Below are 16,897 nucleotides of genomic sequence, written 5' to 3'. Positions count from 1 at the left end.
TATCATAGGATATGCGCATGGAAGGATAAGATTCATCCCATCATCATGATGAGAACCACTTCATCATCACGACCCCGTCCTCGCCATCTTTGTAATAGCTGTCATAGGTGAAGATCTCCTGGTACCCTAACCTCCGGTAGAAGGCGATTGCATCCCGGTTTGAGACCCGTACCTCAAGCTGTACAGCTGTTGCCCCATGCAGGATGAAGTCATGGTCAATCCGGTCGCTGAGGGCACGGCCGAGTCCGCGGTTGCGGTACTGCTCCGCAACGAAGAGTGTGCAGAGGTGGCCGTAGATGACCTCCCCGGTATTCTCAAGCCCTCCACCGACGAAGCCGATGACCTTTCCGTCCGCGACCGCAACAAAAAATGAGGTGAGATAGAGGGTCATCGCCTCCCGGATCCCCTCCTCTCCCCAGGGGTCGGTGAAGGCCTCTTTCTCAATCGCTGAGATCTCAGGGATATCAGCCGGGATCGCACGCCGGATGTAAAACCCGATCCCAAACCCCGGCTCTGGTCGTACCGTCACCATCTTTCTTTAGAGTACAGTACCTACTACTACGTGGAGTTTTCCATGGTTGCCATATATCCGTTTACAGCACTCCGTCCGGCACCGGAGGAGTCTGCAAACATTCCATCAGTCCCCTATGATGTCGTCAGCGCAGAAGAGGCTGCGGCATGTATCGCAGAGAATCCAAAGAGCTTTCTCCGGGTTATCCGATCCGATGCAGAACTGCCGGACACCCCTCCCTATGACGATGCCGTCTATGAGCGTGCCCGCGCGGTCTTCACGGAGATGCAGGAGAAGGGACTCTTCCAAAAGGATGATGAAGAGAGCTACTCCGTCTACCAGGTGGAGGATGAGGGACAAACCTTCACCGGCCTCGTCGCCTGTGTCGGGGTTTTTGAGTACCAGAACCGGGTGGTCAAGCGGCACGAGCTGACCCGGTATGACAAAGAGGAGGATCGGACACGCCATATCGATGCAGTCAATGCCAATACCGGTCAGGTCTTTCTCCTGTACCGTGATCCCGGGGGTCTCCGGAAGTATATCGAGGATGCTGTAGCGGGCGATCCGATCGCAGAGACGACGACGGTCTCCGGTTCGATACACAGGATCTATCCGATCAGGGATCCGGCGGTAATCAGGGAGATTACCACCCTCTTTGCGAATGTGCCGTCCCTGTATATTGCAGATGGCCATCACCGTGCGAAGAGTGCCGTCAATGTTGCAGAGCGGCGCAAGGAGAGGGGCGATCTCACAGAGGAGGCGACCCGGTTCATGGGCGTCCTCTTTGCCCACGACTCGGTGCTCATCCATGGCTATTCCCGCCTGATGAAGGATCTGAACGGGATGACTGCGGAGGATTTTCTTGCAAAACTGACGACCCTCTTCACGGTCCGTGAGATCTTCAGCCCGGATCTGCATGCATCGACGATCCCGCCGATGGCGGGCGACTCTGATCGATACTGTATGCACCTCTATGTTGCGGGACGATTCTACGAACTCTCTCATCCGATCGACCCGGCAACAGATGCCATCGGCCGCCTCGATGTCTCGCTCCTGCAGGAGAGGGTCCTCTCGCCGCTCCTTGGGATCCATGATCCCCGTGGTGATCCACGCCTTGATTTCATGGGTGGTGCAGCACCAGTTGCCGATCTCATCGCCCGTGTCGACTCCGGGGAGTATGCAGCGGCTATCCTGATGCAGCCGATAGATGTCAATGATATCTGTTCAATCGCAGATGAGGATGGCATTATGCCACCGAAATCGACATGGTTTGAGCCCAAACTCCTCTCGGGCCTCGTTGTACATCTGCTTGACTGACCTGCCGGTGATCCAAAAGCTCATAGGATTGAAAGAGAAAAGAGAGATCAGGTATGTATCATGTTCCCTGTTCTGATCCTCGCTCTCCTCCTCCTAATATCCGGGTGTATAGCTCCCTCACAGGATGATCCTCTCCCCTCTCTGGTCTTCCTTGACCCTCCGGGGGAAGAGGTTCTCCGGATCGGCCTTGATGAGGCGGTAGCAGCAGCGGGTGATCAGGTATTTCTGATCATCGGCCGTGATGTCCACCCCGATGAGACCGCGGCATCATGGGCGTTCCTCACCCGTGATCCGGAGGGTGCATTCCTGATGGTGTATATCACCTCCGGGGAGATCGTCTTTACCGATTGGGAGGGCCGGGAGCCGGAGAGGGCGATCGATCCCGGGAACTTCCCCGTGCCCTCCGAACCGACACCTGTGATCATCTGGGAGGGGGCTGGCGATTGAAGGACAGGGCGATGGTTCCCATCGACTTTCTGGTCGGGTTTACCATCTTCATCTCAGCCTTCATTGTCGTCGTTGCAATGGTTCCCCACCCCCTCTTTGCTGTCCAGTCAGCCAAGATTGATTATGATGCCGTTGCGTACCGGACCGGGGTGATCCTGGTCGAGGATCCCGGTATGCCAATATCACCGGACTTCCCTGTCTGGGAGCAGCAGACAGATCCCGGTAATGTCATCAGGATGGGGCTTACCGTCGAGCATGGGAGCCCCCATATCCTCTCGCCGGCGAAGATTGATCGCTTCTTTGATACCGGTTTCTTCACCTATCCTGATGATTACCTGCGTTCCCTCATCTTTGGGGACTACCCGTACTCCTTTCATATCACCCTCAGTCATAGAGATGACCGGTGGTCCGTCGGGCCTACCCCTCCTGAGCAGTTCGGCGTGGTGAGGCGGGTGGTAACCGTCAAAGAGACGTCATCTCTTATCAGGGATGGATATGTTCACCATGAGTTTCATCTCCCGGAGAATCAGACCGCTGATCAGCGGCTCACCATCGAGATCCCATGTCCCACCCTTATTGACCGGTCGGTTGATCCTCTCTTCCGGATCGATCCACGGGTCGATCCGCTCCGGATTGAGGTCAGGAACATCAGAGAGTACCTCAATGTCACCGGGAATGAGACCGTGGTTCTTCATGAGATCGAGATCGCGAGGCAGGGGATCACCATCCCGTTTGCCGCCTATACAGTTGAGATTGATGGGAATGAGGTCGTCTCTCTCGATGATACGTTGCAGGATGGTGAGCCGGTTTCAGATGATTTTATCTTTGTGCTTCATCCGGTTACAAATCCTCCGTGGCGCCAGGCAGATACAATAACAATTACCTTCATTTTTCCTCGTAATCCGGACGGTGCCGATCGCCAGGTGATCAGGTATGATTATAGTACTGCATCCATTCCTCCAGCAGAGCCCGGGATCCTTGAGGTGGCGGTATGGTAGTGCGGGATGATGCAACCCTGTATACCATCGAGGGGGTTGCGGCGGCACTCCTGATGATCGCAACAGCGACAATCGTCTTCCAGGCGATCAGTATCTATACGCCGGGTGATACCCATATTGATGATATGCTCCTTGAGCAGCTGGGGGCTGATGCACTGGCGGTGATGGATATGCCCATCGGGCGTGGTGGGAGGACACAGCTTGAGATTCTGCTCAATAACGGGGATGATGGAGGTTTCCATGAGGACTACTATCGGCTTCTCAGGGAGCGATCCTTTGCCCTTGATGATGATTATGTGCAATATTCTGCGAATATATTATACCGGACAGGCTCTACGACTGGATCTGTCAAATTCAAGGAGTCTGAAAAGTATACGGGATATGATCCTGCGGTACGGGTAACGAGGTGGGTCTATCTGCGAGAGGGGCATAATCTCCATCCTCCGATCCAGAATAGGGACCAGGTGGTTCTCCTTGAGGTGATCCTATGGCGGGGCTGAATGAAGACGGGCAGTGGATCGTCCTGATGGGGTTTCTCATCAGCATCTCGCTCCTCTTCCTGATGCTCATCGTCAGCCAGGCGACGCTTGTCGGCCAGACGACTGCGGAAGGAGTCCTTGAGTTCCCCAAACACGAGATACGTGATCTCCGGGGGCAGGTGATCAGTTCAGTTGGGGATGATTCATTTACTCATGATGTCTATGAGGATATGCGGCTTCTCTCACTGAAGAGGAACCATGCAATCATTTCAGTGGATTGGAGACCAGAACCGGATATTCCTCATATGACGAGGGTAATGATACGATATAATAACGGAGTTACAGTGTATGAAGAGACCCTGCTCGTCTGACGGTGTTGCAAACCTCATCGGTTATATCATTATTACCGGAGTTCTGATGGTCCTCCTTGTGATGGTGATGATCACGGCCAATCATGCCCTGATGGAAAGGCCGGCCGAACGGTTCACCTACCACTCCTTTGTCGATATCGGCAACGGGATGTCTGTCCGGGTGGTGGATGTCTATACCATCGCCCCGGTGAACGGCTCGATCATATCAGAAATAGATATTCCCGAGGAGGTCCTCGGAGCTGGCTATACCATCACGGTGAGGCGGGCAGGTACTGATCAGGAGATAGAGGTCAGGAACGAGCGGTCTCAGACGGTGATCTCGCTTGCCGGGATCGGGGCGACGAGAGCAGTCATGGGATCGACGACCGGGGGCGGATTTACCAGGATCGTCTATGACTCAGGAGGTGTCTGAGATGCGGCATGATGACGGGGTATCGGAGGCGGTAGGTTTCATCCTCATCTTCTCAATCGTCGTGACCGGGATAGCGATCGTCGTCCTGTATGGTCTCCCCCTCATCGTCGCCGGCCAGAGCCAGGCAGATGTTCGGAATATGGAGCAGACGATGATCGTTCTCCAGAACGACTTCAAGAGTCTCAGCTATAAGATGGTTCCCTACAAGGAGACGGCACTCCAGGTACAGGGAGGGGTGCTGACGGTGACGGATGCGTCGGGATTCTTTGAGGTTTACAAAGGTGGTAATCTTACCAAAGAGAGCACCCCCGGCCAGCTCCGGTATGTTGCGGATCATGACAGGACACATATCGTCATCGAGAATGGGGCGGTCCTGACCCGTCCGGGATTTGGGACAGGTTCTGCGATGATTGCAGAGCCGCGATGGTTCTATGATGATCCGAGCAATACGCTTATCCTCTCGTTTATTGAGATTAAGACGGAGAGGACCCGATCTATTGCGGGTGTCGGCCGGATCGAGATGAAAGGTGTCTCCGTCAGAACAGATGAATATCAGATTAATGCAGGGGAGCATGTCTCTCTCCGCTATAATGCTGATCCCGGCGATGACTATTCAGTTGCCTGGGGGAATTATATGACCGACCGTCTCGGATTTGTTCGAACTGGTGATGAATATCGCAGGCATGGTGTCAACCGCCTCGTCATCAGAACGGTGGTTATCCGGGTATCCGGATTCTGAATCTTTTTTTTTTAAAAAGAGAGAATATCAGAGGTAGTTATGGGATCTGAGCCAGTCCACCTGCGGCTTGGTATAGCGATAGATGATATCGGCCTTCTCATCCTGGAAGCTCCAGGGAATGACGATTAAAATATCTCCCTCACGGATCCAGACCCGCTTCTTGATCTTCCCTTTGATCCGTCCCATACGGGTGATTCCGTCCCCGCAGCGAATCCGGATATGGTTCGATCCAAGCATCAGATCTGCAACGGCGAATTGTTCTTTCATACGCTTATTTGGAAGACGGACACGCACGACCTCTTCCGGTTCTCCGGGTTTCCTGTTATTTCCAGTCAGATGATCTACCTCTTTCTCCCCTGCGGTATCGTTGCTGAATGTATCCATTCATGGCGCAGGTATCTGGTTAGGTATTGATTGCATGGTTACTTAAAAGATTCCCTCTGTGACGGGGTGGTGTGGTTCGCCTTGGATCTATACCAAAGGCAGAGAAGAGGGCCTTTCAGATTTAGATAATAGTTGGATATTATTTAAGCCTTTAAAAACCTCAAATTAAAAAAACAGGCTCCAATATTGTAAAATTTTAAAAATTACGTTGGATGCAGGCTGGATAATTGCTGGATGTTGTGGTATTGTAGCACTTCAACACCAGGCCTGGAAACAACCATCAACCCACCTTGATGTGTATTCCACTTTCTGAAACCCAAATCTTATTCTGGTTGTATCGCTCGTCTTAGAACTCGCCTCCTACCGGCAGTTGTTTCCAAAATGGAAATACCTCCCCCCCCTCCCCAAGTATCTTCTCCCATGAACGCCCCACCTTTCTCCATGGCTGCAAAGGTGTGGTTCGCCTCGTCTGAGGCGGGATGTTGTGGGGAGAGCCTCCAGGCAAAGATCCTTAGGATCCTTGACGAGGCCGGCCTGAAGGAGATGATCCCGGACCAGGGGCTTGTCGCGGTGAAGACCCATTTCGGAGAGGAGGGGTGCGACAGCTTCGTCTCCCCCCTCTATATCCGGCAGGTCGTCTCGAAGGTGAAAGAGGCGGGCGGGGTCCCGTTTGTGACCGATACGAACACCCTCTACCGGGGGATGCGGTTTGATGCCGTCTCCCATCTCGCCCTTGCGATCCGGCACGGGTTCGGCTCCGAGGTGATCGGCGCCCCGGTCTTTATTGCTGATGGTCTGCGGTCGAAGAATGATGTGGTGGTGGAGATCCCGGGTGTGCATAAGAACGAGACCCGGATTGCTGCGGGGATCGCCGAGGCGGATGCCCTGGTCGTGGTGTCGCACCTGAAGGGCCATGCCGTCGCCGGGTTTGGCGGTGCGATCAAGAACCTTGCGATGGGGTGTGCCTCCGCAGAGGGAAAACGCGAACAGCACCGGGCGATGCCCGCCATCGTCAGGGATGAGGAGTGTGTCGGCTGCGGCGGCTGCATCTCTGCCTGCCCGGAGGGGGCGATCAGGTTCGATGGCTTTGCACTGGTTGATTCGCACCGATGTATCGGCTGCGGCATCTGCCTTGAGGTCTGCCCGGAATCGGCGATCTACTTCGATTATAAACGTGATGCCGCACGCCTCTCGGAATACCTCGCCGAGTACGCCCTCGGTGCCGCCTCCCTCTTCCCAGAAAAGGCACTCTACCTGAATGTCCTCCTTCGGATCACCCCGGACTGCGACTGTGCTCCCTTCAGCGACCGGCCAATCGTCCCGGATATCGGTATCCTCGCCTCGACGGACCCGGTCGCAATCGATGCGGCAAGCCTCGATCTCGTCGATGGCCAGCAGGGATTCTCAGGGACGCGACTGGCCGCACACCATCGCCCCGGCGAGGATAAGTTCGCCGGGGTCTGGCCGGAGATTCCTATCAGAACGCAGATCCGCCATGGAGAGCGGATCGGGCTTGGAAGAAGTGCGTATGACCTGATCCGGATCTGAATCAGCGGGAGAGCGACTCCCGCATGATCTTGATGGCACAATACTCGCCGCACATCGAGCAGGGCCCCTCATCAGGAACGACTTCGGCGATCCGCTCCGGATCGATGGCATGCTGTACCTGGCCTTTCCAGTCGAGCCCGGCACGGCAGACGGAGAGCCTTGCATCGGCGGCATCTGATCCGATCCTGACCGTATCGCCGATATGAGCTGCGATCCGGAAAGCCATCAGCCCTTCGCGGACCTCTTCTTTTGTGGGAAGGCCGATATGCTCTGCCGGCGTGATCGCACAGAGGTAGTCCGCCCCCGCTGAGACGGCGACGCTCGCCCCGACCGCCCCTGCGATCTGATCATGGCCGACGGCCCGGTCGGTCGCCAGGGGTCCGGCGACGAAGAGGGGGTACGGACAGGCATCCTTGTACGCACGGACACAGGTCGGAATCCGGTCGATCCGGAGATGGCCGCCACACCCCTCAATGATCACCTGGACCCCCTCCCGGTTGCAGGCATCGGCGATCCGGATATGCTCCTCCCGTTCCATCCGTGCGGCTGCATCGGTTCCGTCCATAATACTCCCGCCACGCATCGTGTTGCCGAGCGAGACGATGATCTCATGCCGCCGGGCGATCTCCATCACCTCATCAAAATGCTCGATGAAGGGGTTCTCCTTCCCGGTCCGGAGCATGTATGCCGCAGTCATGGAGCCACCTTTTGAGACGACACCAAGGATACGCTCACTCTCTCTCAGGGCTGCAATCGTCTTGTGGCCCGGGATATGAAGGACGAATGAGCTCACCCCCTCCGCCGCCTGCTGCCTGAGGGTATCGATAATCCCATCCGCATCGAGTTCCCCGATCCCGCCGGCATCGATGACCGCCTGATAGATTGGGACGGTGGTGAGCGGCAGCGTCGTTCCCTTCAGCACCGCCGCCCGGATCTCCCGGATATCCCCTCCCATCGAGAGGTCGGTGAGGGTATCTGCTCCATAGCGCTCGGCGATCCTGGCCTTCTCAACCTCGGCTGCGATATCTGACTTCACTGTTGATGTGCCGATATTCACATTCACCTTTGCAGAGAGCCCCTCTCCGATCCCGATGCCGAGATCCCCCCGTGCCATCACAGTGATACTTCCCCGGGCGATCCCCGGGAGGAGGGTGGCGGGGTCGATCCCCTCCCGCTCTGCTGCGGCCCTGACGACGGGTGCTATCCGCCCCTGCCGTGCCTCTTCTATGATTGTGCCCATCTGCTGGATCCTCCGGTTTGTACGTACACCTTCTGCACCAATCCCGAATGAACGTACGTATTGTGGTCCGGAGGAAATCCCATTTCAATGAACCCTGAAAAAAGTGGGTGGCGTCTCAGGTGCCATACAATGCGACCGAGACGACATCCTCGAATTCTTTACCAGCATCATGCATCTTCTTCTCAACAGCGGCAACTGCGGCCGGGGTATGAATCTTCAGAAGTGCAGCCGCGGTTACTGCCTGGCAGGACTCTGAGGAACTGCAATTGAGATTCTCAATGAGGCAGTCAACAGAGCGTTCATCCCCGATCTCAGCAAGAGCCCATACCGCAGCCGTCCGAAGATGTTCGTCCTCCCTCTTCAGAGCATCAATAAGTGCCGGAACAGCCGGGCTCCCCACCCTGGCAAGTGCCATCACCGCCCTCCAGCGGCCGGCGCTGTTTCCGGAAGCAAGCTCCTCCATAAGCGGACTGACTGCCGGGCCGCCTATCCTCCCAAGCTCAGCAGCTTCCATCAGGCTATGGTATATGTCCATCTGCATCAGGTTCTTTATATGCGTTGAGACCTCATCCTGGGTCTGCTTCTCTTCTCCATCTGCCATCGTTTATCACCTCCTCTATAGTTCCTCTATGAACATTGATCATAAAAGTAAATTTATAAATCATTGATGAACTGCGGTACAGATTTGCATATATTTATTAGTATAGTATGGAATTTTCATTCCCTCAGGAGTTTTGATCATCGTTCTATATCGGATCATCTGAGCCTTCCTCCAAACTCCTTCTCTGTTGGAGTGATGCGATCTCGCCAAGCAGAATCCTGTATGCAGCCCTGTCCTCCGTGACATCCGTATACGTGACATACTCGGTCCCATCGGAGAGCTCGACCGGCTGAAAGAGGATCATCCGTGTGTCGCCATTCTTGCACCGGACCGGATATGTCCGGGGTCTCACCTCGCCCTGCCGTATCTGCTCACGATCTGCCTTCCATGAGGCGATCACCCCCCTCCGTGTCTCAGGGTCAGGAAATGCCTTCTCAAACCATTCTTTTCCGGTGGGAATATCTTCAGGTATGTACCCGAATGTCCGGGTGAACTGGCGGTTGACGAAGAGATACCTCCCGCCGGCATCGATGATAGCCGTCGGGAAGGGAGAGAGGTCAACGATCTCCCGAAAGAGCCGCTCGCTCTTCCGCAGCCGGTCTTCCGCAATCATCCGGTTGATGGCAGCCCCAAGCTCACGACCGATGGAGAGGAGTATCTGCTCTTCATGCGGGGTCACTCTCTTCTTCGTCCGGCTGGCGACATTGAGTGCGCCGATGACGCTCCCTCCGGCAACAAGAGGGACACATACTACGGAAGAGAAACCGGAGAGGGGTCCATGAACTGGGCAGGTATCAGAGTAGGCGTCTGTTATCAGAGGATCGCCCTTGAGAAAGAGTGTACTTGCCGGTGGTGAACGAATCCCGATGGTTCTGACATGGGTGAGAAACTCTTGTGGCAGATTATATGAATGGACAACCGAGGCGGTATCCCCACCGGGATCGATAAGGTAGATTCCCCCGGCATCATACGAAAGGAGCTGGATCGTCATCGTCAGAAGCGTCTCCAGTATTTTCTCCATACTCTGGCACCTGTTAGCGGTGATGATGATCTCATTGAGGATGGAGAGTGCAGCAGACTGCTGGAACAACGCCTCCTCAGCCTCTTTCTGTATGGTGATATCGCGGCCGACGGACTGATATTCAGTGACCTTCCCCGAGGAGTCAAAGATCGCACGGTCACTCCATTCCTGCCACCGGACAGAGCCATCCGGCATGATGATCCGGTGCTGTATTATCCCAAATGGCGTTCTCTCTGTCAATGAGGTGAAGAACGTCCGGAGCCGCTCCCGGTCTTCAGGAGGGATCTCCGGATGGTATCCATGCTCAAGGATATCATCCCTGTCGAGGCCGAAGTACCGGCAGTAGGCCCCATTGACGAAGAGGTATCTTCCATCCGGCCTGAACCGGCAGATGAACTCTGTCTGATCCTCAACAATATTCCTGTATCGCTCCTCACTCTCCCGCAGATCCTCTTCCATCCGCTTCCGTTCTGTTATATCCTCCAAAATAATCGTGATCCCCTTTTCACCATCATCAAATGTCGTCGGTATGACCTGCATCTGGAAGAAGAGCTCCTCTGAATCTTTCTTGAACCGGAGATCAGTGGTGGAATGCTCATCAGTTCCATTCCTCTCAATCATTGCGAGTCCCTCAGGTGAGGTGATCAGAGGAAGTGCTGCATCATGGATCGAGAGGCCGATCACCTCCTCCATTGATGGTACGAAGGTTTTGACAAAGAGATCATTGGCATGGACGATCCTCTTCTCGCTGTCAAGGACAAGGATCAGGTTCTTTGTAAAACAGAGGAAGGCCGAGAGTGGAACCCGCCGGGCGACTGAATAGAGCTTTGCGTTGCCGATGGATCGCATCTCAACCCTTCCTGCGATCCTGAGGATCTCAAGGTGCTTTGAGACCGAGTTCCGGGTTGCACCGATACGCCTGGCCACTTCGGTGATGGTCATTCCCTTCGGTCGGAAATGGAGTCCACGCAGGACTCTTGCCTGCATGTCATGCTCATCCTCCTGGCGGGGTTGCATAGTGTCTCTATAGGTATATTATATATAAAATAATCGTTATTAAATATCTCCTCTACTCCCGGCTCTCCATTGTTGGAATCTCTGCCTGCTCTTGAACGATCCCCTGCCGTTCGATTATCCCTCTTTTCCCGGATACAATATGGTGAAAGAGTCAGGGATTTTTGTGGATAATTCTTAATTTTGGCTTTATTTTTAATATTTGCTGTGGTAAAGCGATATCTTCATGTATACTGATGGCTAACTAAAAAATAATGGATTATAGGAAATTTAACTTTGGTTATGGATGGATTCCCCTCCTGCTCCTTCTGTTTCTGGCAACAACGGGCTGTGTTGCGGATCTCTCCTCTGAGAATACGGTTATCATCACCGACCAGTATGGACGGGAGGTCCCGGTTCCATCAGATGTGGAGTCTGTCCTCTGCTCGGGTGCAGGATCGCTCAGGTATCTCGTCTACCTCCAGGCAGAGGATCTGGCTGCCGGGGTGGACTCTGCTGATAAGGAACAGGATAATGTCCTCGGCAGGCCATATTCGATTGTTCATGCCGAGAGATTTGCCGCTCTTCCGCTCTTTGGCGAGTTCCGTGGCAATGATGATCCCGAGAAGGTCATTGCAATCGGCCCCGATCTCATCTTCAAGGCGGGTTCATCCGGGATAGCATCCGGGGCCGATGCCGCTGATGCCGAGGCACTTCAGCAGAGAACCGGGGTGCCGGTCATCGGGTTCCAGTATGGATCGTTCCGGACAGAGGCAGACCGTCACCTGATGTTTGACTCCCTCCGCCTGATGGGCAGTGTCATCGGGAGGGAGGCACGTGCCGAAGCGGTTATCGCCTTCATTGATGAGACGATTGCCGATCTGGAGGATCGAACACGGGATATCCCTCCAGAAGAACGAAAGCGGGTCTATATCGGTGGTGTCGGTAGCAGGGGTGCCCACGGCATCATCTCGACCGAGCCTGCATATGGACCGTTTGGCTGGGTGCATGCGGAGAATGTGGCTTCCGGTCTTGGAACTGCGCATGCCGATGTTGCCAAGGAAGCCCTTGTGGACTGGGATCCCGACTATATCTTCATCGATCTCTCCACAACAAACCTCGGAGAGTCCGGTGCGATCGATCAGCTGACGACCGATCCCGCACTGAATTGTCTCTCTGCCGTGAAGAGCGGGAAGATCTATGGCGTACTCCCGTACAATGCCTATACCACAAACTATGGGACCGTCCTGGCAAATGCGTACTTTGTCGGCAGCGTCCTCTACCCGGAGCGGTTTGCAGATATCGATCCGGCTGAAAAAGCTGATGAGATCTACTCCTTCCTCGTCGGGGAGCCGGTATTCTCAGAGTTAAACAGCCAGTATAGCGGTCTTGGGTTCTCGCAGCTCCACCTCTGAATCCCTTCTCATCTTTTTCTCCCAAGTGGGGGGGGTTCCCCCACCGGTTGTCCGTACCTCCTGCATGATTTCTTCTTCACATGATTTGTTAAAACATCGAAAAATTTGTTATAATATCTACTACACAAGAATAAACAGGTGTGTTTAAGTAAGCGTCTCGCCCATCCTCATACGAAGTGGTGCTATGAATAGTCGAATTGGTGTCATCCTCTGCGGAGCGGTGCTCCTCGCCCTCCTTGCAGTTGCCGGATGTACAACAGATCCCGGAGCTGATCAGAAGCCTTCTGGATCTGAGATGACCGTGACGGATGGCTTCGGCCGGACGGTGACCTTTGCAACCCCTGTTGAGAGTGTCCTCTGTTCGGGATCGGGAACCCTCCGGTACCTTGTGTACCTGCAGGGTGAGGATCTCGTCGTCGGTGTTGACAGTCAGGATAAGAACTACCGGGAGATCGAGGGGAGGCCCTATGCCCTGGTCCACCGCGATCATTTCATGACGCTCCCACTCTTTGGCGAGCTGCGTGGAAGGGACGACCCTGAAAAGATCATTGCTATCGGCCCTGATCTCGTCTTCAAGGGATTCCTGCCTGGAACTTCATATGCCGCCGGTATGGCTGACGTAGACGATCTGAAGGCGAGGACGGGTCTGCCGGTGGTTGGATTTGTCTATGGCTCTCTCAGAAATGATGCCGAAAAAGCCGAGATTCATACCGCCCTCCGGGTGATGGGTACGGCGATAGGAAAAGATGATCGTGCCGAAGAGGTGATCGCGTACATCGATGCGACGATAGCGGATCTTGAGGCACGCACAGGTGATATCCCTGCTGCTGAACAGAAGCGGGTCTATATCGGAGGTGTGAGCCTTGCCGGAACCCATGGCATCATCTCGACCGAACCGGCGTACCCGCCGTTCCTCTGGGTGCATGCAGATAATGTTGCCGGAGGTCTTGGTATTGCACATGCCGATGTTGCCAAAGAGGCGTTGGTGGACTGGGATCCCGAGTATCTCTTCATTGATGTGAATACCATGACAACAGATGATGAAGGTGCAATCGGGCAGCTGAAGCATGATCCCGCATTACAAGGACTGACTGCGGTGAAGGAGGGCAGGGTCTATGGTGTCCTCCCCTACAACTTCTACATGACAAACTACGAGACGGTCCTTGCAAACGCGTACTTTGTCGGGAACGTCCTCTACCCCGACCGGTTTGAGGATGTGGATCCTGTGGAGAAGGCTGAAGAGATCATGACCTTCTTCCTTGGAGAACCGGTCTTTGCAGATCTGAACAGCCAGTATGGAAACCTCGGGTTCACGCAGATCCCGATCTAATCTCCTCCTTCTCTTTTTCTCTTCAGTATTCCGGCATCGCTCAGATCCGCCTGCTCACCGTCCGTGCATGCAGCCTGATCGCCAGCAGAGTAAATACGATAGAAAATACCGCCAGTGCAGCGAAGTTAGCAAACAACGGGAAGGTGTTCGTTCCCATGATGCAGTAGCGGGCAATATCGGTGAAGTAGGTGAGGGGGGAGCAGACTGCAAGCACCTGTCCCGCAAAGGGGAGCTGCTCCACCGGGATGAAGACGCCGCTGATGAAGATGAGCGGGAACTTCAGGAGGGAGGAGAGCATCATGATGTTTGACGGCACATTCGTCGCCGGTGTCGAGAGGAGGAGCCCGAGCGCCGAGAAGCAGATCGAGGCGAGGATGATCCCGGCGGCGAGGATGAAGGGGTGGAGGGGGATGATCCCGAGGATCGCCCCGATCCCAATCGGGACGACGGCGATCCCGATCCCAAAGAGGACGGAGGCGAACATATCACCTGCGATCAGGGTCTTCATCGTGACGGGGCAGGCGATGAGCCTCTCAAGGGTCCGTGCCTGCGCCTCCCAGGGCTGGATCACCGGGGAGACAGCGGTTGCCGTGAAGAAGACGGTCATCGCCAACAGGCCCGAGATGAGAAACGGCATTGACAATCCCCGGTTTCCGGCTGCGAATGCGAGGAAGAGGAAGAGCGGCATGAAGAGGCCGAAGATCACGACCGGCCCTTTTGCATAGTAGATCCGGATATCCTTCTTTGTGATCGCAAAAGCCCGCTTTGCCTGTTCGATGATACTCTCCGGGTTCATGCGGAGTCAGCTCCTGTAAGCCTGAGAAATGCTTCGTCCATGGTCGGTACCAGTGTCCGGAGCATCTCAATCTTCAGATGGTGTTCTCTTCCGAAGATGGTGATTGTGTGGATGGCAGAATCGACGTCCCCGGTGGTGATCACCCACTTGTCCCCTTCCCGGCGGGCAGACTCGATCCCCGGGAGTGTTGCGAGGTCGCCGGCTGATCCGGCCGGGCTGAAACTGACCTCGATGGTATGCAGCCGTTCTATCGCCATCTTCAGCCGCTCGGGTGAGTCGATTGCAACAATCCGTCCCTTTCGGATGATAGCGACCCGGTCGCAGAGCCGGTTCGCCTCCTCCATGTTATGCGTGGTGAGGAAGATCGTGGTTCCGTTCCTGTTCAGCTCCCGGAGCATCCCGGTGATCAGGTGGGTGCTCTGGACATCGAGGCCGGATGTCGGCTCATCGAGGAAGAGGAGATCCGGCTCGTGGAGGAGTGCCATTGCAAGGATCAGCCGCTGTTTCATCCCTTTTGAGAAGCCCTGCACTTTCTGGTCCTTTCGTTCGAGGAGGCCGAGGCTTGTAAGCAGCGTTTCTGCACGATCTTCCGCATAGCCCCGGGGGACGCCATAGAGCTCCCCCATCAGCATCAGGTTCTGCCAGGCGGAGATGTCGGTGTAGGCGTTGGCGGTCTCCGGCACCACCCCGCATCGTTGTTTTGCGCGAACCGGGGCATGCACGATATCATTGCCGAAGATAGCAGCCGATCCCCCATCCGGCCGCATCACCCCGGTCAGCATCCGTGCGGTCGTCGTCTTTCCGGCACCGTTTGGGCCGAGGAATCCGAATATCTCGCCTCTTCTGACCTCAAACGAGATCGAGTCCACCGCGACGATATCGCCGAAGGTCTTTCGGAGGTCCGTTGCGATGATGGCGTCCTCGTGATGATCTGCTTCTTTCACACTCCCTTCTCCTGCTGAATTGCTCTTCTTTCTATTACTATTGAAAGAATAGCATTAAAAGGGATGACTATGGTACACTGAAGTAATGTGCAGGGATACGCCCTCTCAAACCATCTGTCCGCTTCGGGGCATTCTCCCGCTCCTTTCGAAGAAGTGGGCACTCCCGATCATCACGACAGTGGGGATGGCAGGCAGTATCCGATTCACCGATATCGAGCGGATACTGGTAGGAATCAGCCCGAAAACCCTCACCGATACCCTCTCGGATCTTCTGGCTGAAGGCCTGCTGAACCGGAGCTTCCATGCAGAGACCCCTCCACGGGTGGAGTATTCGCTGACTGCTGAGGGTGCGGCTCTCTGCTTCGCGATGCAGCCGCTGATCGAGTGGGCAGCAGATCGGAAAGGATCAGGGCGGCGGGAGTGCCTGCCCGCATGTCGGGTAGATGGGGCAGAGAATCTCTGTGCCACCCATTCCGAGAGTACCTGATCTACATCCTCTCATCTGAACAGGGGATGCAGAGACGCTCACCATCTCTCTTATTTAGCCGGTTTACAGCAACCATCTCTTTACAACGGGAGCATTCTGCCTGTTCAAAGGCTTTTGTCTTCTTCATAACTTCTGTCTGGAAACGCCGGACGGTAAAGAGTTCTTCCTCGGGCATCGAGAGGATGACATCCGCCACCTTTCCCATCCTCTGGTCGAATATCTTCCGTTCTTCTTCGGTAGCCTCACCTGAGAAGACCGCTTTTCTGAGTTTTGCGACGACGGGATCGATCTTCTCGAGATCAAAGTCCCGGTGTCTGAGTATCCGGATCGCCTCCCCGTTTCGCCTGTTGATGAAGGTATAGGCGTGCTTCCCGTAATCATTGATGTTCAGGTTCCCTTTTCCAGAGGTGCATCCGGTGATCACCTGGATGGCATCGATTCCGCAGGCTTCACTCGTCTCAATCACTGCCTGTAGATCTTTGCCATCATTGCCCTGCACTCCAAGTTCGTTTGTTGCCTTCTCGCAGACCCGTGTGGCAAAGGCAAGTCCGCCGCAGAGATGGCCATGGAACTGGATCAGTGCCTCCAATAGGGCCTTTTTGTCATCCTGTGCTTTCATACGGATTATTTTGTATCCAGGTTCTATATATTATGATTCTATGGATTTGTAAGATCAAATATGGGTATAATTCGTATATTCCTTAAAAAAACCTATAATATGGTAAAAAAATATGATTTAATTAGATGCAATAGAGAAAACAAAACACTAATCTCACTTTGCGAACCCTTTGTAAAAGTACCACCTAATTATATTGAAAAACCATAAAGTACAATTATATGTACAAACAAATATAATGCCAGTAT

General features: G+C 54.6%; 19 protein-coding genes. 11 read left to right on the top strand and 8 right to left on the bottom strand.

Annotated features, from left to right (window positions below; genetic code table 11):
• Window positions 1-43: 43 nt before the first annotated feature.
• Window positions 44-532, bottom strand: coding sequence for a ribosomal protein S18-alanine N-acetyltransferase (gene rimI, locus J2T58_RS09895; RefSeq protein WP_253489472.1), 489 nt, complete (start codon window positions 530-532; stop codon window positions 44-46).
• Window positions 533-574: 42 nt separating this feature from the next.
• On the opposite strand from rimI, the gene J2T58_RS09890 reads away from it, so the two are divergent.
• The 7 genes from J2T58_RS09890 to J2T58_RS09860 are packed head-to-tail and all read left to right on the top strand — an operon-like array spanning window position 575 to window position 5,274.
• The gene (locus tag J2T58_RS09890) at window positions 575-1,828 is read left to right on the top strand and encodes a DUF1015 domain-containing protein (RefSeq protein ID WP_253489469.1); all 1,254 of its coding nucleotides are present in this window, start codon (window positions 575-577) and stop codon (window positions 1,826-1,828) included.
• A 60-nt stretch (window positions 1,829-1,888) separates the two neighbouring features.
• A complete protein-coding gene (locus J2T58_RS09885) occupies window positions 1,889-2,275 on the top strand; it encodes a hypothetical protein (protein WP_253489466.1) in 387 nt (128 codons plus the stop codon).
• The gene (locus J2T58_RS09880) at window positions 2,272-3,273 is read left to right on the top strand and encodes a hypothetical protein (RefSeq protein ID WP_253489464.1); all 1,002 of its coding nucleotides are present in this window, start codon (window positions 2,272-2,274) and stop codon (window positions 3,271-3,273) included. Before J2T58_RS09885 ends, J2T58_RS09880 begins: the two co-directional genes overlap by 4 nt.
• A complete protein-coding gene (locus tag J2T58_RS09875) occupies window positions 3,267-3,773 on the top strand; it encodes a DUF7288 family protein (RefSeq protein WP_253489462.1) in 507 nt (168 codons plus the stop codon). The genes J2T58_RS09880 and J2T58_RS09875 overlap by 7 nt, the downstream gene beginning before the upstream one ends.
• The gene (locus tag J2T58_RS09870) at window positions 3,761-4,123 is read left to right on the top strand and encodes a hypothetical protein (protein WP_253489460.1); all 363 of its coding nucleotides are present in this window, start codon (window positions 3,761-3,763) and stop codon (window positions 4,121-4,123) included. Before J2T58_RS09875 ends, J2T58_RS09870 begins: the two co-directional genes overlap by 13 nt.
• Window positions 4,101-4,535: a hypothetical protein gene (locus tag J2T58_RS09865; protein WP_253489457.1), complete on the top strand. Its 435-nt coding sequence runs from the start codon at window positions 4,101-4,103 to the stop codon at window positions 4,533-4,535. The genes J2T58_RS09870 and J2T58_RS09865 overlap by 23 nt, the downstream gene beginning before the upstream one ends.
• A gap of 1 nt (window position 4,536) precedes the next feature.
• Entirely contained in the window at window positions 4,537-5,274 is a 738-nt protein-coding gene (locus J2T58_RS09860) for a DUF7289 family protein (protein ID WP_253489455.1), read from the top strand.
• 27 nt (window positions 5,275-5,301) lie between these two features.
• On the opposite strand, the gene eif1A is transcribed toward J2T58_RS09860, so the two are convergent.
• Window positions 5,302-5,658 carry a translation initiation factor eIF-1A gene (eif1A, locus tag J2T58_RS09855; RefSeq protein ID WP_253489453.1) on the bottom strand — a complete coding sequence of 119 codons (357 nt, stop codon included), beginning with the start codon at window positions 5,656-5,658 and terminating at the stop codon, window positions 5,302-5,304.
• 441 nt (window positions 5,659-6,099) lie between these two features.
• Here eif1A and J2T58_RS09850 point away from each other — a divergent pair, with 441 nt between their 5' ends.
• The gene (locus tag J2T58_RS09850) at window positions 6,100-7,206 is read left to right on the top strand and encodes a DUF362 domain-containing protein (protein WP_253489451.1); all 1,107 of its coding nucleotides are present in this window, start codon (window positions 6,100-6,102) and stop codon (window positions 7,204-7,206) included.
• A gap of 1 nt (window position 7,207) precedes the next feature.
• Here the strand turns inward: J2T58_RS09850 and thiC are convergent, their stop codons facing one another.
• The 3 genes from thiC to J2T58_RS09835 form a co-directional block, all read right to left on the bottom strand.
• Entirely contained in the window at window positions 7,208-8,446 is a 1,239-nt protein-coding gene (gene thiC / locus J2T58_RS09845; protein WP_253489449.1) for a phosphomethylpyrimidine synthase ThiC, read from the bottom strand.
• 115 nt (window positions 8,447-8,561) lie between these two features.
• Complete coding sequence (locus J2T58_RS09840) at window positions 8,562-9,047, bottom strand: HEAT repeat domain-containing protein (RefSeq protein ID WP_253489448.1); 486 nt, start codon at window positions 9,045-9,047, stop codon at window positions 8,562-8,564.
• 145 nt (window positions 9,048-9,192) lie between these two features.
• The gene (locus J2T58_RS09835; protein WP_253489446.1) at window positions 9,193-11,085 is read right to left on the bottom strand and encodes a PAS domain S-box protein; all 1,893 of its coding nucleotides are present in this window, start codon (window positions 11,083-11,085) and stop codon (window positions 9,193-9,195) included.
• Window positions 11,086-11,336: 251 nt separating this feature from the next.
• Between J2T58_RS09835 and J2T58_RS09830 the strand changes: the two genes are divergently transcribed.
• Window positions 11,337-12,476, top strand: a complete 1,140-nt coding sequence (locus J2T58_RS09830) for an iron ABC transporter substrate-binding protein (protein WP_253489444.1) — start codon at window positions 11,337-11,339, stop codon at window positions 12,474-12,476.
• A 184-nt stretch (window positions 12,477-12,660) separates the two neighbouring features.
• Window positions 12,661-13,806: an iron ABC transporter substrate-binding protein gene (locus J2T58_RS09825; RefSeq protein WP_253489441.1), complete on the top strand. Its 1,146-nt coding sequence runs from the start codon at window positions 12,661-12,663 to the stop codon at window positions 13,804-13,806.
• Between the two features lie 40 nt (window positions 13,807-13,846).
• On the opposite strand, the gene J2T58_RS09820 is transcribed toward J2T58_RS09825, so the two are convergent.
• Together J2T58_RS09820 and J2T58_RS09815 are read right to left on the bottom strand one after the other, a co-directional pair.
• On the bottom strand, window positions 13,847-14,602 hold the full coding sequence (locus J2T58_RS09820) for an ABC transporter permease (RefSeq protein WP_253489438.1): 756 nt from the start codon (window positions 14,600-14,602) through the stop codon (window positions 13,847-13,849).
• A complete protein-coding gene (locus J2T58_RS09815; RefSeq protein ID WP_253489435.1) occupies window positions 14,599-15,546 on the bottom strand; it encodes an ABC transporter ATP-binding protein in 948 nt (315 codons plus the stop codon). Before J2T58_RS09815 ends, J2T58_RS09820 begins: the two co-directional genes overlap by 4 nt.
• Window positions 15,547-15,631: 85 nt before the next feature.
• Between J2T58_RS09815 and J2T58_RS09810 the strand changes: the two genes are divergently transcribed.
• Window positions 15,632-16,033: a winged helix-turn-helix transcriptional regulator gene (locus tag J2T58_RS09810; RefSeq protein ID WP_253489432.1), complete on the top strand. Its 402-nt coding sequence runs from the start codon at window positions 15,632-15,634 to the stop codon at window positions 16,031-16,033.
• Window position 16,034: 1 nt separating this feature from the next.
• Here J2T58_RS09810 and J2T58_RS09805 read toward each other — a convergent pair whose 3' ends face one another.
• Window positions 16,035-16,652 (bottom strand): FmdE family protein, encoded by a 618-nt coding sequence (locus tag J2T58_RS09805; protein WP_253489429.1) that lies wholly within the window; start codon window positions 16,650-16,652, stop codon window positions 16,035-16,037.
• Window positions 16,653-16,897 lie beyond the last annotated feature (245 nt).

The sequence above is a fragment of the Methanocalculus alkaliphilus genome, assembly GCF_024170505.1.
GTDB lineage: Archaea > Halobacteriota > Methanomicrobia > Methanomicrobiales > Methanocorpusculaceae > Methanocalculus > Methanocalculus alkaliphilus.
The sequence above is the reverse complement of the archived record's forward strand: the minus strand, read 5'-3'. Positions and strand labels throughout refer to the sequence as shown.